This is a genomic window from Lacticaseibacillus kribbianus (assembly GCF_020180945.1).
Taxonomy (GTDB): Bacteria; Bacillota; Bacilli; order Lactobacillales; family Lactobacillaceae; genus Lacticaseibacillus; species Lacticaseibacillus kribbianus.
Genome location: NZ_JAIPUL010000001.1, coordinates 1,290,643 through 1,304,832 on the forward strand (window position 1 = coordinate 1,290,643; position 14,190 = coordinate 1,304,832).

The 14,190-nt window shown below is 64.4% G+C and carries 12 protein-coding genes; 2 read left to right on the plus strand and 10 right to left on the minus strand.

Annotated features, from left to right (window positions below; genetic code table 11):
- Nucleotides 1–11: 11 nt before the first annotated feature.
- The 5 genes from rbsK to miaA all read right to left on the minus strand — a co-directional run bounded on the left by rbsK (nt 12) and on the right by miaA (nt 5,268).
- A complete protein-coding gene (rbsK, locus tag LE416_RS06220) occupies nt 12–929 on the minus strand; it encodes a ribokinase (protein WP_225047600.1) in 918 nt (305 codons plus the stop codon).
- A gap of 205 nt (nt 930–1,134) precedes the next feature.
- Nucleotides 1,135–2,475, minus strand: coding sequence for a type I glutamate--ammonia ligase (glnA, locus tag LE416_RS06225; protein ID WP_225047601.1), 1,341 nt, complete (start codon nt 2,473–2,475; stop codon nt 1,135–1,137).
- A 28-nt stretch (nt 2,476–2,503) separates the two neighbouring features.
- On the minus strand, nt 2,504–2,869 hold the full coding sequence (locus LE416_RS06230) for a MerR family transcriptional regulator (RefSeq protein ID WP_225047602.1): 366 nt from the start codon (nt 2,867–2,869) through the stop codon (nt 2,504–2,506).
- Nucleotides 2,870–3,073: 204 nt separating this feature from the next.
- Nucleotides 3,074–4,330, minus strand: a complete 1,257-nt coding sequence (locus LE416_RS06235) for a methionine gamma-lyase family protein (RefSeq protein WP_225047603.1) — start codon at nt 4,328–4,330, stop codon at nt 3,074–3,076.
- Entirely contained in the window at nt 4,327–5,268 is a 942-nt protein-coding gene (gene miaA, locus LE416_RS06240; protein ID WP_225047604.1) for a tRNA (adenosine(37)-N6)-dimethylallyltransferase MiaA, read from the minus strand. The genes LE416_RS06235 and miaA overlap by 4 nt, the downstream gene beginning before the upstream one ends.
- 87 nt (nt 5,269–5,355) lie before the next feature.
- Here miaA and LE416_RS06245 point away from each other — a divergent pair, with 87 nt between their 5' ends.
- The gene (locus LE416_RS06245; RefSeq protein WP_225047605.1) at nt 5,356–5,535 is read left to right on the plus strand and encodes a DUF3042 family protein; all 180 of its coding nucleotides are present in this window, start codon (nt 5,356–5,358) and stop codon (nt 5,533–5,535) included.
- A 42-nt stretch (nt 5,536–5,577) separates the two neighbouring features.
- Here the strand turns inward: LE416_RS06245 and LE416_RS06250 are convergent, their stop codons facing one another.
- The 5 genes from LE416_RS06250 to LE416_RS06270 all read right to left on the minus strand — a co-directional run bounded on the left by LE416_RS06250 (nt 5,578) and on the right by LE416_RS06270 (nt 11,089).
- Nucleotides 5,578–5,922 (minus strand): rhodanese-like domain-containing protein, encoded by a 345-nt coding sequence (locus LE416_RS06250; RefSeq protein WP_420844379.1) that lies wholly within the window; start codon nt 5,920–5,922, stop codon nt 5,578–5,580.
- An 85-nt stretch (nt 5,923–6,007) separates the two neighbouring features.
- On the minus strand, nt 6,008–6,964 hold the full coding sequence (locus tag LE416_RS06255; protein ID WP_225047607.1) for an ROK family glucokinase: 957 nt from the start codon (nt 6,962–6,964) through the stop codon (nt 6,008–6,010).
- Nucleotides 6,957–7,190 (minus strand): YqgQ family protein, encoded by a 234-nt coding sequence (locus tag LE416_RS06260; protein WP_225047847.1) that lies wholly within the window; start codon nt 7,188–7,190, stop codon nt 6,957–6,959. Before LE416_RS06260 ends, LE416_RS06255 begins: the two co-directional genes overlap by 8 nt.
- A gap of 4 nt (nt 7,191–7,194) precedes the next feature.
- Nucleotides 7,195–7,872, minus strand: a complete 678-nt coding sequence (locus LE416_RS06265; protein WP_225047608.1) for a rhomboid family intramembrane serine protease — start codon at nt 7,870–7,872, stop codon at nt 7,195–7,197.
- A gap of 1,087 nt (nt 7,873–8,959) precedes the next feature.
- Nucleotides 8,960–11,089: a peptidoglycan D,D-transpeptidase FtsI family protein gene (locus LE416_RS06270; protein ID WP_225047609.1), complete on the minus strand. Its 2,130-nt coding sequence runs from the start codon at nt 11,087–11,089 to the stop codon at nt 8,960–8,962.
- A gap of 138 nt (nt 11,090–11,227) precedes the next feature.
- Here LE416_RS06270 and LE416_RS06275 point away from each other — a divergent pair, with 138 nt between their 5' ends.
- Nucleotides 11,228–13,879: a YfhO family protein gene (locus LE416_RS06275; RefSeq protein ID WP_225047610.1), complete on the plus strand. Its 2,652-nt coding sequence runs from the start codon at nt 11,228–11,230 to the stop codon at nt 13,877–13,879.
- Nucleotides 13,880–14,190 lie beyond the last annotated feature (311 nt).

Below are 14,190 nucleotides of genomic sequence, written 5' to 3' on the forward strand. Positions count from 1 at the left end.
CCGCGGCCGCGTCAGCCATGCGCCACCGCCAGCGCCGCCTCGACGGCCGCGCGGGTGGGAATCGACGGCAGCGCACCGAGGCTTTGGACGGCCAGCGCCGAGGCCTCACTCGCGTACTCGACCGCTTCCCGCAGGTTGGCGAGGTCCGGCGTGAGGCTGGCAACCAGCGCGCCGATGAAGGTGTCGCCGGCCGCCGTGGTGTCGACGGCGGCGACCTTGAAGGCCGGCACGGTGAAGGCCTGGCCGTCCAGGTCGACGTATGCGCCGTGGTCGCCCAGCGTGATGATCACGCCGCGCACCCCGCGCGCGTGGAAGTAGGCGGCGTTGGCGGCCAGCCCGGCGGCCGTGTCGGTCGTGATACCGCTCAGCTTCGCGCTTTCCGTCTCGTTGGGCACGATCAGGTCGCACAGCGCAAGCAGTGCGTCCGGCAGCGGCTGCGCGGGCGCCGGGTTCAGCACGGTCACGGAGCCTTGGGCGCGCGCCTGTTCAAAAACGGCCTGGGTGGTGTTAAGGGGCGTCTCGCACTGCGCCACCGTGAACGCCGTCTTGCGGTACGCGGCCACGGCGGGTGCGGGCGCGACATCCGCGTTGGCGCCAGCCTGAATCACAATCGAGTTTTGCCCGCTGGCCTGCAGCAAAATGTAGGCCTGGCCGGTCTGCTGGCCGGCGATGGTCGCCACCGCCGTCAGGTCGACGCCGGCGTCCGCCAGCTGCCGGCGCATGAAGGCCGCGTTGGCATCGTCGCCCGTGGCCCCGATGAACGCCACGGCAGCGCCCGAGCGCGCCGCGGCCACCGCCTGGTTGGCGCCCTTGCCGCCGGCGGCCTGGGCGAAGCCGGTCATCGCAATCGTCTCGCCCGGCTTGGGCAAGGCGGGAATGTGCAGAATGCTGTCGACATTGATGCTGCCGAGAATGGTTACGCTGTTCATGTTCGTCCTCCTTGTGCGACAACAGCATACCACATCCCACGGCGCTTGTCCGGCCGGTCCGCTGCGCCGCGGCCACGGGCACACGCTTCGCCGGCGGCCGCTTGGGCCCGCCCACCACTGTCTGGTCCCCCCGAACCATAAAAAACCCGACCAGCACACGCCGGTCGGGTCTGGGTCCAGGCTTTTGGGAAAATCCACTGGGCCGTTAGTAAAGTTCGAGGTACTGATCGCGTTCCCACTCGGAGACGCTTTGGCGGTAGGCCGCCCATTCCAGGTCCTTGGAGTCTTTGAAGGACTGGTACAGGTGCTCACCCAGCGCTTTTCTCACCACGGCGTCCTCTTCCAGGGCCTTCAGCGCGTTGTGCAGCGTCGACGGCAGGTCCTGAATGTGGTTGGCCTTGCGCTCAGCGTCCTGCATCCGGTAGATGTTGCGGTCGATGCCCTGCTCCGGCGTCAGCTTGTTCTTGATGCCGTCCAGGCCGCTTTCGAGAATCGCGGCGATGGCCAGGTACGGGTTGGCGGTCGGGTCGACCGAGCGCAACTCGAGGCGCTTGGAGAGGCCCTTGCCGTTCGGCACGCGGATCAGCGGGCTGCGGTTGGTGCCGGACCAGGCGATGTACACCGGCGCCTCGAAGCCCGGCACCAGGCGCTTGTAGGAGTTCACGGTCGGGTTGTTGATGGCGGTCAACCCGCGGGCGTGAAGCAAAAGCCCCGCCAGAAAATGCATCGCGTCGGCGGACAGGCCGCTTTCGGACTGCTCATCGTAGAAGACGTTGGCGTCGTCCTTGAACAGGCTCATGTTGATGTGCATCCCCGAGCCGTTGATGCCGTGCAGTGGCTTGGGCATGAAGGTCGCGTACAGGCCGTGCTTGCGGGCGATGGTCTTGACCACCAGCTTGAAGGTCTGGATGTTGTCGGCGGCGCTCAGGGCGTCGGCGTACTTGAAGTCGATCTCGTGCTGGCCCGGCGCGACCTCGTGGTGCGACGCCTCGACCTCAAAGCCCATTTTCTCAAGCTCCAGCACAATGTCGCGCCGGCAGTTCTCGCCCATGTCCAGCGGCGCGAAGTCGAAGTAGGAGCCCTTGTCGTTGAGCTGCAGCGACGGTTCGCCCTTCTCGTTCAGCTTGAAGAGGAAGAATTCCGGCTCGGGGCCGATGTTGAAGGCGGAGTAGCCGGCGGCCTTCATCTCGGCGACGATGCGGATCAGGTTGTTGCGCGGGTCGCCGGCGAACGGGCTGCCGTCCGGCTCGTGCACGCTGCAGATCAGGCGGGCAATCTTGCCGTGATCGTTCTCCCAGGGGAAAAGCAGCCAGGTGTTCAGGTCCGGGAACAGGAGCATGTCGCTTTCCTCGATGCGGACGAAGCCGTCGATCGAGCTGCCGTCGAAGGTCATTTTGTTGGCCAGCACCTTGTCCAGCTGGGAGACCGGCACTTCGACGTTCTTGATGATGCCGTTGATGTCCGTGAACATCAGGCGCAGGAACTGCACGTTCTCCTGCGCGACGCTTTCGCGAATCATCTCAGCGGTGATCTGTTTTTTTGCCATCAGATTGAAGACTCCTTCTAAAAGTGGGTTAGTTGCGGAAGCCAAAGCCCTGCGTCGGGAAGTTGCTCCCGCCGGCGTTCAGGCGGCCCTGGTTCATCAGCTCGTCGCGCAGCATCCGCCGCACCGCCGAATCGCTGGTCTCGGCCTCGTGGCGCGGGTGCTTGAGGCGCCGAATGTCGGCCAGGCTGAACCCGGCGGCGAGCTGTGAGCGGATGTCGAGCAGGTCGTCGACGTCGTTCAGGGCATACAGCCGGTGGTTCCCCTGGCTTCGAACGGGGTGAATCAAGTCCTGCGCCTCGTAGTACCGAATCTGGCGGGCGGTCAGGTCGGTCAAGGCGATCACTGTACCAATCGGCAGAACGGGGCGGGTGCGCAAATCGCTGATCTCGGTCATGACATGGCTCCCTTCATCACCGGTTCAGTCTACCAATGCCCCTCCCCCTTGTCAACGGTGTGTGTCAGATTAGCTGACAGACTTTTTAACGTTCGGATTTACGTAGACCAATGCCGGTCGCGGTGCCCTGGTCAGCGGTACGTCAGGTGGCTGCCGCGGCCTTCGCGACGCAAAAACTCCCGGGCCACAGCCCGGGAGTGCGTGCTACTTGTTGAAGAACGTGGCCTGCGCCGCGCCGATGATGCCAAGGCGCACGTGCGCGTAGGTTAGCCCGCCCTGGATGTACAGGGTGTAAGGCTCACGCAGCGGGCCGTCGGCGGAGAATTCGATGGTCGAGCCGGACACGAAGTTGCCGGCGGCCATGACCACCTTGTCCTCGTAGCCGGTCATCTCGGACGGCTCCGGGGTGACGAAGGCGTCGACCGGCGAGTTCTCCTGCACGGCCTTGGTGAAGGCAACCATGTCCGTCGGGTTGCCGAAGTTGACCGTCTGGATCAGGTCGGTGCGCGGCGCGTCCCACTTCGGGGACACGGCGAGGCCGAGGCGCTCGAGCAGCGCGGCCTCAAAAATCGCGCCCTTGATCGCGTTCCCGGTGACGGAAGGCGCGAGGAAGAAGCCCTCGTACATATCGAACAGGTTGCTGCCGGTGGCCCCTTCCGCCGGGCCGATGCCCGGCACGGTCATGCGGTAGGACACGCGCTCGACTAGGTCCTTGCGCCCGACGATGTAGCCGCCGGTCTTGGCGATGCCACCGCCGGCGTTTTTGATCAGGGAGCCCGCCATCAGGTCCGCGCCGACGTCCAGCGGCTCGAGGGTCTCGGAGAACTCGCCGTACGCGTTGTCGACGAAAATCCACATGTCAGGCGCCACTTCGCGCACCGCGTCGACCATCTCCTTGATCTTGGCCACGGTGAAGGAGTCGCGGGTCGCGTAGCCGCGCGAGCGCTGGATGCAGACCACCTTGGTCTCCGGCCGGATGCGGGCCTTGATCGCCTCAAGGTCGGCCGACCCGTCCGCCTTCAGCGGCACGTAATCGCAGTTGATGCCGTACTCCTTGGCGCTGCCGATACCGTTGCCGGCCATGCCCAGCACCTGCTGCAGCGTGTCGTAGGGCTCGCCGGTGATGTAGAGCAGCTCGTCGCCGGGCCGCACCAGGCCGAGCTCGGCCACGCCGATGGTGTGCGTGCCGGAGACGAACTGCGGGCGCACCAGCGCGTCCTCGCCGCCTAGCACCTGGGCGTAGATGGCCTCCAGGGTGTCGCGGCCCATGTCGTCATCGCCGTAGCCCGTGGTGCCCAGCAGGCTGTTTTCCGCCACGTGGTTGTCGCGGTAAGCCGTCAGCACCTTGGCCTGGTTGTCCATGATCTGCTCGTCAATCTCCGCCAGCCGCGGCGCAATCTGCCGGTCGACGTCCTCGACCAGCGCAATCAGCTTGGGATCGTACTCATCTTTCCAACTCAATGCTTGTTCTCCTTTGTCTGCCACGAGGCGACCAGCGCCTCGATGTCTCTAAGTTCCTCTGGGTGTGCCACCAGGTCGAACCAGTGCGTCGGCATCTGGTGGCGAAAATACGTGAGCTGCCGCTTGGCGTAGCGCCGCGAGTTCTGTTTGACCGCCGCCACCGCCGTTTCAAGGTCGCCCCGCCCTTCCAGGTACGGCACGAACTCCTTGTAGCCGATGGCCTTGAGCGCCTGGGCGTCCGGTCCGGCCGCATCAAGCACCCGGCGCACCTCGGCCAACAGCCCCGCGTCGAGCATCGCGTCGACGCGGGCGTTGATCCGATCGTACAGCGCCGCGCGCTCGGTGGTCAGGCCGAGCACCAGCGCGTCGTAGGCGGGTTCTGGCTGAACCTGCGCGGAAAAAAGCTGGCCCGAGGCCACAACCTCAAGCGCCCGCATCACGCGCCGCGCGTTGCCGACGGGAATCGCGGCGGCCGCCGCGGGGTCGACCGCCGCAAGTCGTGCGTGCAGCGCCTCCGGGCCAAGCGCGGCCAGCTCCTCGCGCAGCGCCTGGCGCCTGGCATCGGGCGGCGCCGCCCCACCCAGGTTCAGCCCCAGGCGAAGGGCGTTGAGGTAAAAGCCGGTGCCGCCGACCACGATCGGCAGGTGGCCGCGCGCCCGCACCGCATGAATGGCGGCCGCCGCGCGGGCCTGAAACTGGGCCGCGGAGAACGGTGTGCCGGGAACCACGATGTCGATCAGGTGGTGCGGCACCCCGGCCATCTCTTCGGCCGTGACCTTGGCCGTGCCGATGTCCATGCCGGTGTAGATCTGGTAGGCGTCGCCGTTGATCACCTCGCCGGAAAAGCGCTTGGCCACGGCGACGGCCAGCGCGCTTTTGCCCGTCGCGGTGGGGCCGCCGATGATCAAAATTTGGGGTTTCACTGTCTCATAGTTCATTTCATCACCAGCTTCTAGTATACTGAATGTGGCACCTAAGTTCTACCAAACCCGCGGATTGCCGCAGGAATGAAAAGAGGGATCTTTATGAAGCACAAATTCATCACGGGCTTCTTGTTCGGGGTCATCGCAACCGCCGGCGCCGTTGCCGGCAGCGTTGTTGCCTTCAAGAAATCCTACATCGAACCGGTCGAAGACAAGGTCGAGGAGATCAACGCGAACCGCCGCAAGGCCAACCGCAAGCGCCACGGCGCACACATGGGCTAAGCCCCAACCAAAAACGCCGACCATCGCGGTCGGCGTTTTTGCTTACTCTGAAATCTTCTTGGCCTTGGTCTTGCCGGACCAGTTGTCGTAGCCGCCCTTGAGGAAGAACAGCTGCGTGAAGCCGGCCTTCTTCATCCGCGTGGCCGCGCGAACGGACATCTGGCCGGTCAGGTCGTACATGTACACCGGCAGGTCCTTGCGCAGCTCGCCCATGCGGGTCTTCAGGACCGTGTACGGCAGGTTGCGCGCGCCGAGCACGTGGCCGGCGTCGAAGTCCTTCTTCTCGCGCAGGTCGATGATCTGCGCCTTGCGCATCGTTTTTTCGAATTCCTCGGGTGCAAGCTCCCCGCCGACGGACTTCAGCCGCGACTTCTGGAAGGCCCCGATGCCCCATGATGCGGCCCAGACAATGAGCCCCGCACCCAGTAAAATAACCAGAAATTGAATCACAAGATCGCCCCTTAATTACGTATTAACGTGCCAAGCTGGCCGCTCCGATGACGCCAGCCGTGTTGCCCAAGGTCGCCAGCCGCAGGTGCGTCGTGTTGCGCACGTTCGGGAAGACGAAGGACTGGAAGTACTGGTTGACCCGGGAGAGCAGGAAGTCGCCGGCCGCGCTGACGCCGCCGCCGATCAGAATGTACTCCGGGTTGAGCATGTTGCCCAGGTTGCCCAGGCCAAGACCCAGGTAGAAGGCCACCTTGTCCACAATCATCAGTGCCAGCTTGTCGCCTTCCTGGGCGCAGTCGAACACGATCTTGGACGAGATGTCGTCGCCGTTGTCGAGGATTTGCTTGAGCGTGGAGTCGCCCGCGTACTCCTCGGCCATGTCGCGCGCCACGCGCACGACGCCGGTGGCGCTGGCCACGGTCTCAAGGCAGCCTTTCTTGCCGCAGGTGCACATGTAGCCGTCCGGATCGACGGTCACGTGGCCGATCTCACCGGCGGAGCCGGCCGTCCCGTGCAGCAACAGGCCGTCGGCGATGATGCCGCCGCCGATGCCGGTGCCGAGGGCCACCAGCGTCACGTTCTTGGACTTGTCGCCGGCGCCCTTCCACTGCTCGCCCATCGCCGCCACGTTGACGTCGTTGTCGATGCTGAACGGAATCCCGGTTGCGGCCTCGATGTCGCGCTTCGGGTGTTGGAGCGTTTTCCAGTTCAGGTTGTAGGCGCCGATGACCGTGCCGGCCTCCGTGTCGACCGTGCCCGGCGTGCCCATGCCGATGCCGTTGAAGTCTTCCGGCTTCATGTTGTACAGCTTCAGGTGGTCGTTAATGGATTCGATGATGTCGGGGATGATGTGGCGCCCCTCGTCCAAAATGTTGGTGTCGATGCTCCAGCGCTGCTGAATCTCGCCCTCCGCGGTTAAAATGGCGAACTTGCAGGTCGTCCCGCCCAAGTCTACGCCGATCAGCTTCTTGTCAGTCATCAGTTTTTCCTCCGTCAGGTTGAATTAAGGGGTGTTTCAGCTCCTGCTCGTGCGCGTGGCGCAGCACGATTTTGGCCGTTGCGTACAGCTTGTCGTCAATCAGGCCGGTCTCGTGCAGCCGGTCGACCTCCACGGCGGCAAGCTCCATGTCCCAGAGCCGCTTGCCCACGTGGATGTAGGTGCCGTAGCGCTTGAGCAGCTGCAGGACGTCGTAGTAGGTCTTCATCTCGTCATGCATAGCCGAACCCCACACCGAGCAGCAACACCAGCGCCGCGGCGAGCACCACCCCGCCGATCACGCGGCGGCTGGTGGGCGTCGGGCCAAGCTGCGGGGCGCCGACCGCAAAGGCGATCAGCACGCCGCCGACCAGGCCGCCGATGTGCCCGAAGATGTCCACGCCGCTTGAGAACAGGTTGAACACCAGGTTCATCGCCGCCAACAGCATGAACTGCCGCGACAGCTGCGTGATCACCGGGTTGTGCCGGTAGGTGTCCCCGAGCATCAGGAAGGCGCCCATCAGCCCAAAAATCGCGGTCGACGCGCCGGCGGCCAGGCCGTCGGCGTTGAACACGAAGCTCGCGACGTTGCCGGCGATGCCCGACACCAGGTAGATCACCAGGTAGCGCCAGTGGCCGAAGATTCGCTCGGTGATCGAGCCGAGGTAAAACAGCGACACCGCGTTGACCACGATGTGCGTGACGCCGATGTGCACGAACATCGGCGTGATCAGCCGCCACCACTGCCCGATGTAAATCAGCGGGTTCCAGCGCGCGCCGAAGCGCAGCAGCACAAAGCTGTTGGTGGAGCCGCCGGCCAGCGTCTCCAGCAGGAACACGGCAATCGTCACCCCAAGCAGAATGTAGGTCACGAACGGTGTGTCGTCTAATCTTCGCCAAGTGCGCTGCATGGCACCCTCCTTTGACAATCACAGTCACGCACAACGCCCCGTCACGGTCACCCGGACGGGGCGCTGCCACCCCCGCAAGCGGGAGCCAAAACTTATCCCCTACAACTGGTCAGTCCAGTTATCCCTTACAGTGTAGCATTTTTTGAATGCGCTGCCTAGTAAACCAGGGCGGAGCAAGGCGGGTTTAGCGAGACACATAGCGTGACCTGATGCGTGAGGCGCACTTGGCCTCGCGTGTCGGGTCTCGCTATGTGGCCTCGCGTCGCCTTGCGGAGCCCGACGAACCAGGGCGGAGAAGCGCGGGCTTAGGTCGGTAGACAGCCCTAACTGTGCTGAAAAGTCCGGGCTCCGGCACGAACGGGCCACGACTTCCGGCTCCGGGCCGGGGTGGCGGAACGCGTGGGGCTCCCGCAAGCCCAAAGCCCGGTCTTGCGACCCGCCCTTGCAGTAAGTCGGCCCAACCCGCCGACTAACTGCAATTTCACGCTGGCTCACCCCGGCCCTCCGCCTTCAGTCGTGGCCCGTTCGTACCTCCGCCCTACTCAGCGGTTTGCATTCGTTCCGAGAGAAGAAAACATGGCGGCTCCTTACTAATAGCGTCCAGAGGTACACTGACGCTCGCATCGCGACACTTGTTACCACAGATTTCGCAGTGAGACAGCAATTCACTCATTACTTGCCCAATGAGCGAGTCAATTCTGACCCGAGTAATCGTCCCAATCGACGGCCTGCAAAAGTGTCATTGGCTAGGACGAAATAAGTCCGACCCCAGAAGTAAACCCGCTTCTAAGGTCGGACTTATCATGATTTATCGATACTACCTCAGATTGCGCAAGCAACTACCCAAGCACCCGCTGACCACTGTGTAGGGCGGAGGCGCGGACCGGCCACGACTGGAGGCGGAGGGCCGAGGCGAGCCAGCGTGAAATTGCAGTTAGCGAGCGAACTTTGCTCGCTTACTGCAAGGGCGGGTCCTGAGACCGCACTTTGGGCTCAGGGGAGCCCCACGCGTTCCGCCGCCTCGGCCCGGAGCCGGAAGTCGTGGCCAGTCCGCGCCGGAGCCCGGCATTCCAGACACGCGGCCCACTTAGCCGTTGATGGTGGCCTGGGTCTCGTTGTAGTCCTTGAGCTTGGCGACCTTGTAGAGGCTGTAGTAATCGGAGAACATCTGCTTGGCGATCTCAATCGCGTAGCTGGTCTGCTCGGAGAGGTTCGGGACCACCACCGCGATGGCAATCTGCGGGTTCTTCGCCGGGGCGAAGCCGATGAAGCTCTGGGTGATGGTCTCGACCATCTTGGAGTTCATGTTGTCCGGGTCGACGTGCGCGAAGGACTGCGCGGTCCCGGTCTTGCCGGCGACGCCCGGGTTCAGCGGCTTGAGCGCCATACCCGTGGACCAGCCGGAGGTGCCGTGGACCACTTCCCACATCCCCTGCTTGACCAGGTTCAGCTGGGCCTGCGTGTTTTTGACCTTGCTCAGCACGGTCGGCGTGGTGGTCGAGACGATCGGCCCGGCCTGGCCGTTGCTCAGGGTCTTGCTGATGCTCTTGACCACGTAAGGCTTGAGGCGGTAGCCGTTGTTGGCCACGGCCGAGACGTACTGGGCCTCCTGGATCAGCGTGTAGGTGTCGAAGTTACCGAAGGAAAAGTCCAGCGCCGAGCCGTACGCGGTCAGGCCGGTGTCGGGGTTGATGGTGGCACCGGCGACCCCGGTGACCTCGCCGGGCAGGTCGATGCCGGTTTTTTGACCCAGCCCGAACTGGGAGAAGTAGTAGCGCATCTTCTGGAAAATGTCGTCGTCCATGCCGAACAGCTTCTTCGGTACGTACTTGGCGTGCCCCTCCTTCATCGCCAGGCGCATCATGTAGATGTTCGAGGACACCGCCAGCGCCTTGGCCGCGGTCAGGCTGCCGAAGGTCCCGGCCGCGTAGTCGGACTTCTTGACCCCGGTGCCCGGCAGGTAGATCGGCACATCGGACTGGGTGTTGTCGGTGGTGGTGATGACGCCGTCCTGAAGCGCCCCGAGCACCATCGCGGGCTTGGCGACGGACCCCATGGTGAAGGCGCGGTTGATCACGCCCAGCGAGTCGTCCGTCACCTTGCCGGTCTTGGTGTTGTGGGCGCGACCGGCGATGGCCAGGATCGCCCCGGTGTTGGGGTTGATGGCCACCGCGTAGGCCCCGTCGGCGTACTGGGCCTTGCCGGACTTGATGGCGGCCGCGAAGGTCTTGGTCAACGCGGTCTGGACCTTGGCCTGGTACTGGGAGTCGATGGTCAGGTTGAGGTTGTCCCCCTGTGCCCCCTTGAACTGCTGGACCTGGTCGATGATCGAGTTGTCGTTGCCGATTTCCACCTTGGTGCGGGACTTGGCGCCGCGCAGCACGTTTTCGTAGGCCTTTTCCAGGTACGAGGTGCCGACGCGGTCGTTGCGGGCGTAACCGTTGGCGAGGTAGGCGTTGATGGTCTCCTCGGGCAGCCCGGCCTTTTCACTCGATACGGTGCCGATGATGCCGGCCATCGAGCTGCCGTTGGGGTAGCTGCGGGTCCAGTTGGTGCCGAGGTTGACGCCGGACATCAGCGTCAGGTGCTCGCCGACCGTCGCGACCTCCTTGGTGGTGACGTCTTGGTCCTTGATGAACACGGTGGTCAGCTGACCGGCCCCGTTGAGCTTCTTGTAGATAAAAGCGGCCTGGCGCTGCTTGCTGGTGTAGGTCGGCAGGTGCGACTTGGCGTACTCGCGCTCGGCCTGGTAAAGGACGGCGGGCTTCACGCCGTTTTTTTGCATCGCGGCCGGCAGCTTGGCGATCACGGCCTTAGAGGTCTCCGGGTCGGCCAGGTAGTAGTCGGCGTAATCGCCGTCGAGCATCCCGTCGACGGTGACGGTGATGTAGCCGGCGAGGCGGTCGGCGACCGCGCGCATCTGCTCGGACGTGATGCCGACGCCCTTGGTATAGGTGATGGCGGAGTTCGGCTCGTTGGTGACCAGCGGCCGGCCCAGGCTGTCGAAGATCTCACCGCGCGGCACCGTGCCGGTGACCGTGGCGGAGCCGGTGCTATCGACCGTGGCGCGGAACTTCTCGCCGTTCATGATCTGCAGGTACGCCAACTGCGCGACCAGGGCCGCGAAGAGGACGAACACGAAAAAGAACAGCAGGTTCAGGCGAAACGGAATGTGTGAGCGCTCGCGCTTGGGTTTTGGCGTCCGGATGTATTTCAAGATCAGATCCCCTTTAAGTGTCTGCTTCGAGTGTAGCAAAAATTGGGTTCAAACGCCACGGCTCACCCAGTATGTTAGACTATGAGTAACACTTTTGGCTTCTTTACTGAAGAACTTTAACGTTTCTTGGAGGAATTCATGCGCCTGATTCGCTTCGTCAACCGCCACGCGCTGTGGTTCGCCGCGCTGGTGCCGGCCCTCATCATGGCGGTCTACTTCGCCGCAACCAAGGTCTACCCCTTCGGCAACAGCAGCGTCATGACCGTCGACATGGGCCAGCAGTACATCGATTTTTACAGCCTGTGGCGCCAGACCGTGCTGGGGCATCCCGGGCAGCTGTTCTACGCCTTCAGCAAGGACCTGGGCGGCGACATGTTCGGCGTGTTCGCCTACTACCTGCTCAGCCCCTTCAACGTGGTGATCCTCCTGTTCCCCAAAACGGCGCTGGATCTGGCCATCACCGCGATGACCCTGACCAAGTACGCGGCGTGCGGGCTGGCCGCGGGCTGGTACCTGCGCGGCCGCGACGCGCGCGGCGGCTGGTTGATCGGGCTGGCCACCACCTACGCGCTGTCCGGGTGGATGCTGGCGAACCAGCTCAACCTGATGTGGTTGGACGCCGCGGTGTTCCTGCCGCTGATTGCGCTTGGCCTCGACCGGCTGGTGGCGCGCGGGCGCGTGCTGGCCTATGCCGCGTGGCTGGCGGTGGCGATCATCGCCAACTACTACATGGGCTACATGATCTGCCTGTTTCTGATCGGCTACTTCGGCTTCGCCGTCGTGGCGGCCGGCCAGACCGGGCGCAGGCTTTGGGGCAGCCTCTGGCGCTTCGCCACCGGCTCGCTTCTGGCCGGCGGGTTGGCCGCCGGGGTGCTCTTGCCGACACTGTTTCAGCTGGCGCAGAGCAAGGGCACCTACACCGTCACCAAGATTCACTGGCGCTTTGAGTCCGACCCCATCAAGCTGTTGGGCAAGCTGTTTGCCGGCTCCTTTTCCTTTGACCAGATGCCCAGCGGCGAGGCCAACATCTTCCTGGCGGGGCTGGTGCTGATTGCCTTTGGCCTGTACTTCTTCGACCGGCGCATCCGCTGGCAGGAGCGGCTGGCCGCCGGGGCGTGGACCCTGTTTCTCGGCCTGTCGGTGATGTTCGAGCCGCTGGACCTGCTGTGGCACGGGATGCAGTTTCCGGTCTGGTACCCCTACCGCTTCTCGTTCGTCATCGTCTTTTGGATGCTGCAGATTGCCTGGCGCGAGCTTGCGGCCCGTCCCAACGGGCCCAGCCTCATTCAGCTGCTCGGGGCGCTGGCCGGCACCGGCGCGCTGTGCGCGTTCGTCTTCTTCAAGGCCGACGACTACCCGTACCTGTCGACCAGCCAGATTGTGCTGACGACCCTGATGTTCGCCGCCGCCATCGTGCTGATGGCGATCCGCGACGACGCTCGGCCCTGGTTTCCCCTGCTGGCCTGCACGCTGTTGGTGGTCAACGCCGGCGCCAACGCCGTGGTGACGCTCAATCAGCTCAGCTACATCAGCCACTCGGACTACCACACCTACACCGAGGCCCTGCGCGGTGGCATCACCAAGCTGCAGCGGCGCATCGGCACGGCGGATCGCATCGGCAAAACGGTGCTGCGAACCAAGAACGACGCGATGCAGGTCGGCTACATGGGCACCGACCAGTTCAACTCGATGTTCGAGCCCGCGGTGCCGACCTTCTTCGGCGCCATCGGCCAGTCCGCCGGGGACGGCTTCGTGGCCTACACCGCCGGCACCGTGATCACCGACGCCTTCTTGGACCTGCGCGGCTTCGTGTCGCCGAACCTCGACGGCACCAGCACCGCCTTTTTGCCTCAGGTCTCCGCGCGCCCGGACCTGCTGCGCTACGACGAGGCCGGCCACACAACGGCGCTGTCCCTGTACGAGAACCCCTACGCGCTGGGGCTTGGTTTTGCCGCCAGCGCCGACATCCTGACCACCAAGCTGACCGAAAACGCCCCGGTGCTCAACCAGGAGCGCCTGCTCAACGGCCTGCTCGGTCAAACCGCCGACACCTACTTCACGCCGGTGGCCCTGGCAGCGCCGCACCTGATCGGCGTCACGCAGACCGGCGCGGTGTTCACCAAGAAGCCGATTGCCAAAACCAAGACGGTGGCCTACACCTTCACCGCCCCCACCACCGACCCGTACTACCTGCAGATCGGCGCGAACTTCACCGACGGCCTGGTCAGCCTGACCCAGGACGGCCGCGCGGTGCCGATCTACGACACCTTCCGCGACAAGGAGCTCTTGAACGTCACGCCCAGCGAGCCCGGCAAGTCGACCACGCTGACCTTCACGCTCAACAAGGACTCGGCCGACTTCGGCGACGTTCAGCTCTACCGCCTCGACCAAAGCAAGGTCACGACCGCGCTGACCGGCCTGAAGCGCGGCGCCTGGCACAACCTGCGCCTGGGCGACCGCAGACTGAGCGCCACCGCTACCGTCGCCAAACGCCAGGTGCTGATGACCAGCATCCCCAACGCCCCGGGCTGGTCGGTCAAGGTCGACGGCAAGCGCGTCACCGCCCAGACGGCGCTCGGCCTGTTCATCGCCGTGCCGCTGACCGCCGGCACCCACCGCATCGCCATGACCTACACCCCGCCGTACCTGTGGGTCGGCGTCGCCGTCAGCGCGTTGGCGCTGCTGGTGTTCGCCCTGGTGCTGACGCTCTCGCCGGTGGGCCGCCACGCGCAGCCTCGCCGGTGGCGCCGGCGCGCCGAGCCCGAAGCGGGCCCGACACCGCAGCCCTGACAAAAATCGAGACGACAAAGCTCCCGCCGCGTTCGCGTTCGCACACAATGTGCGAACGCGAACGCGGCGGGAGCTTTCTTATCGTGACGACCGACCTTGCGCGCTGGCCGTCAACGCAGCCAATCCAGTGAATCAGCGTATGTAAGCTGCGTGGTGGGCAAGCAACCCACCATGTAGGGCGGAGGCGCGGCCGGGTCACGGCTGGAGGTGGCGGGCCGGCGCGAGCCAGCGTGAAATTGCAGTTAATCGGCGGGTTTGGCCGATTGACTGCAACGGCGGGTCCTGAGACCGGTCTTCGGGCTCAGGAGAGC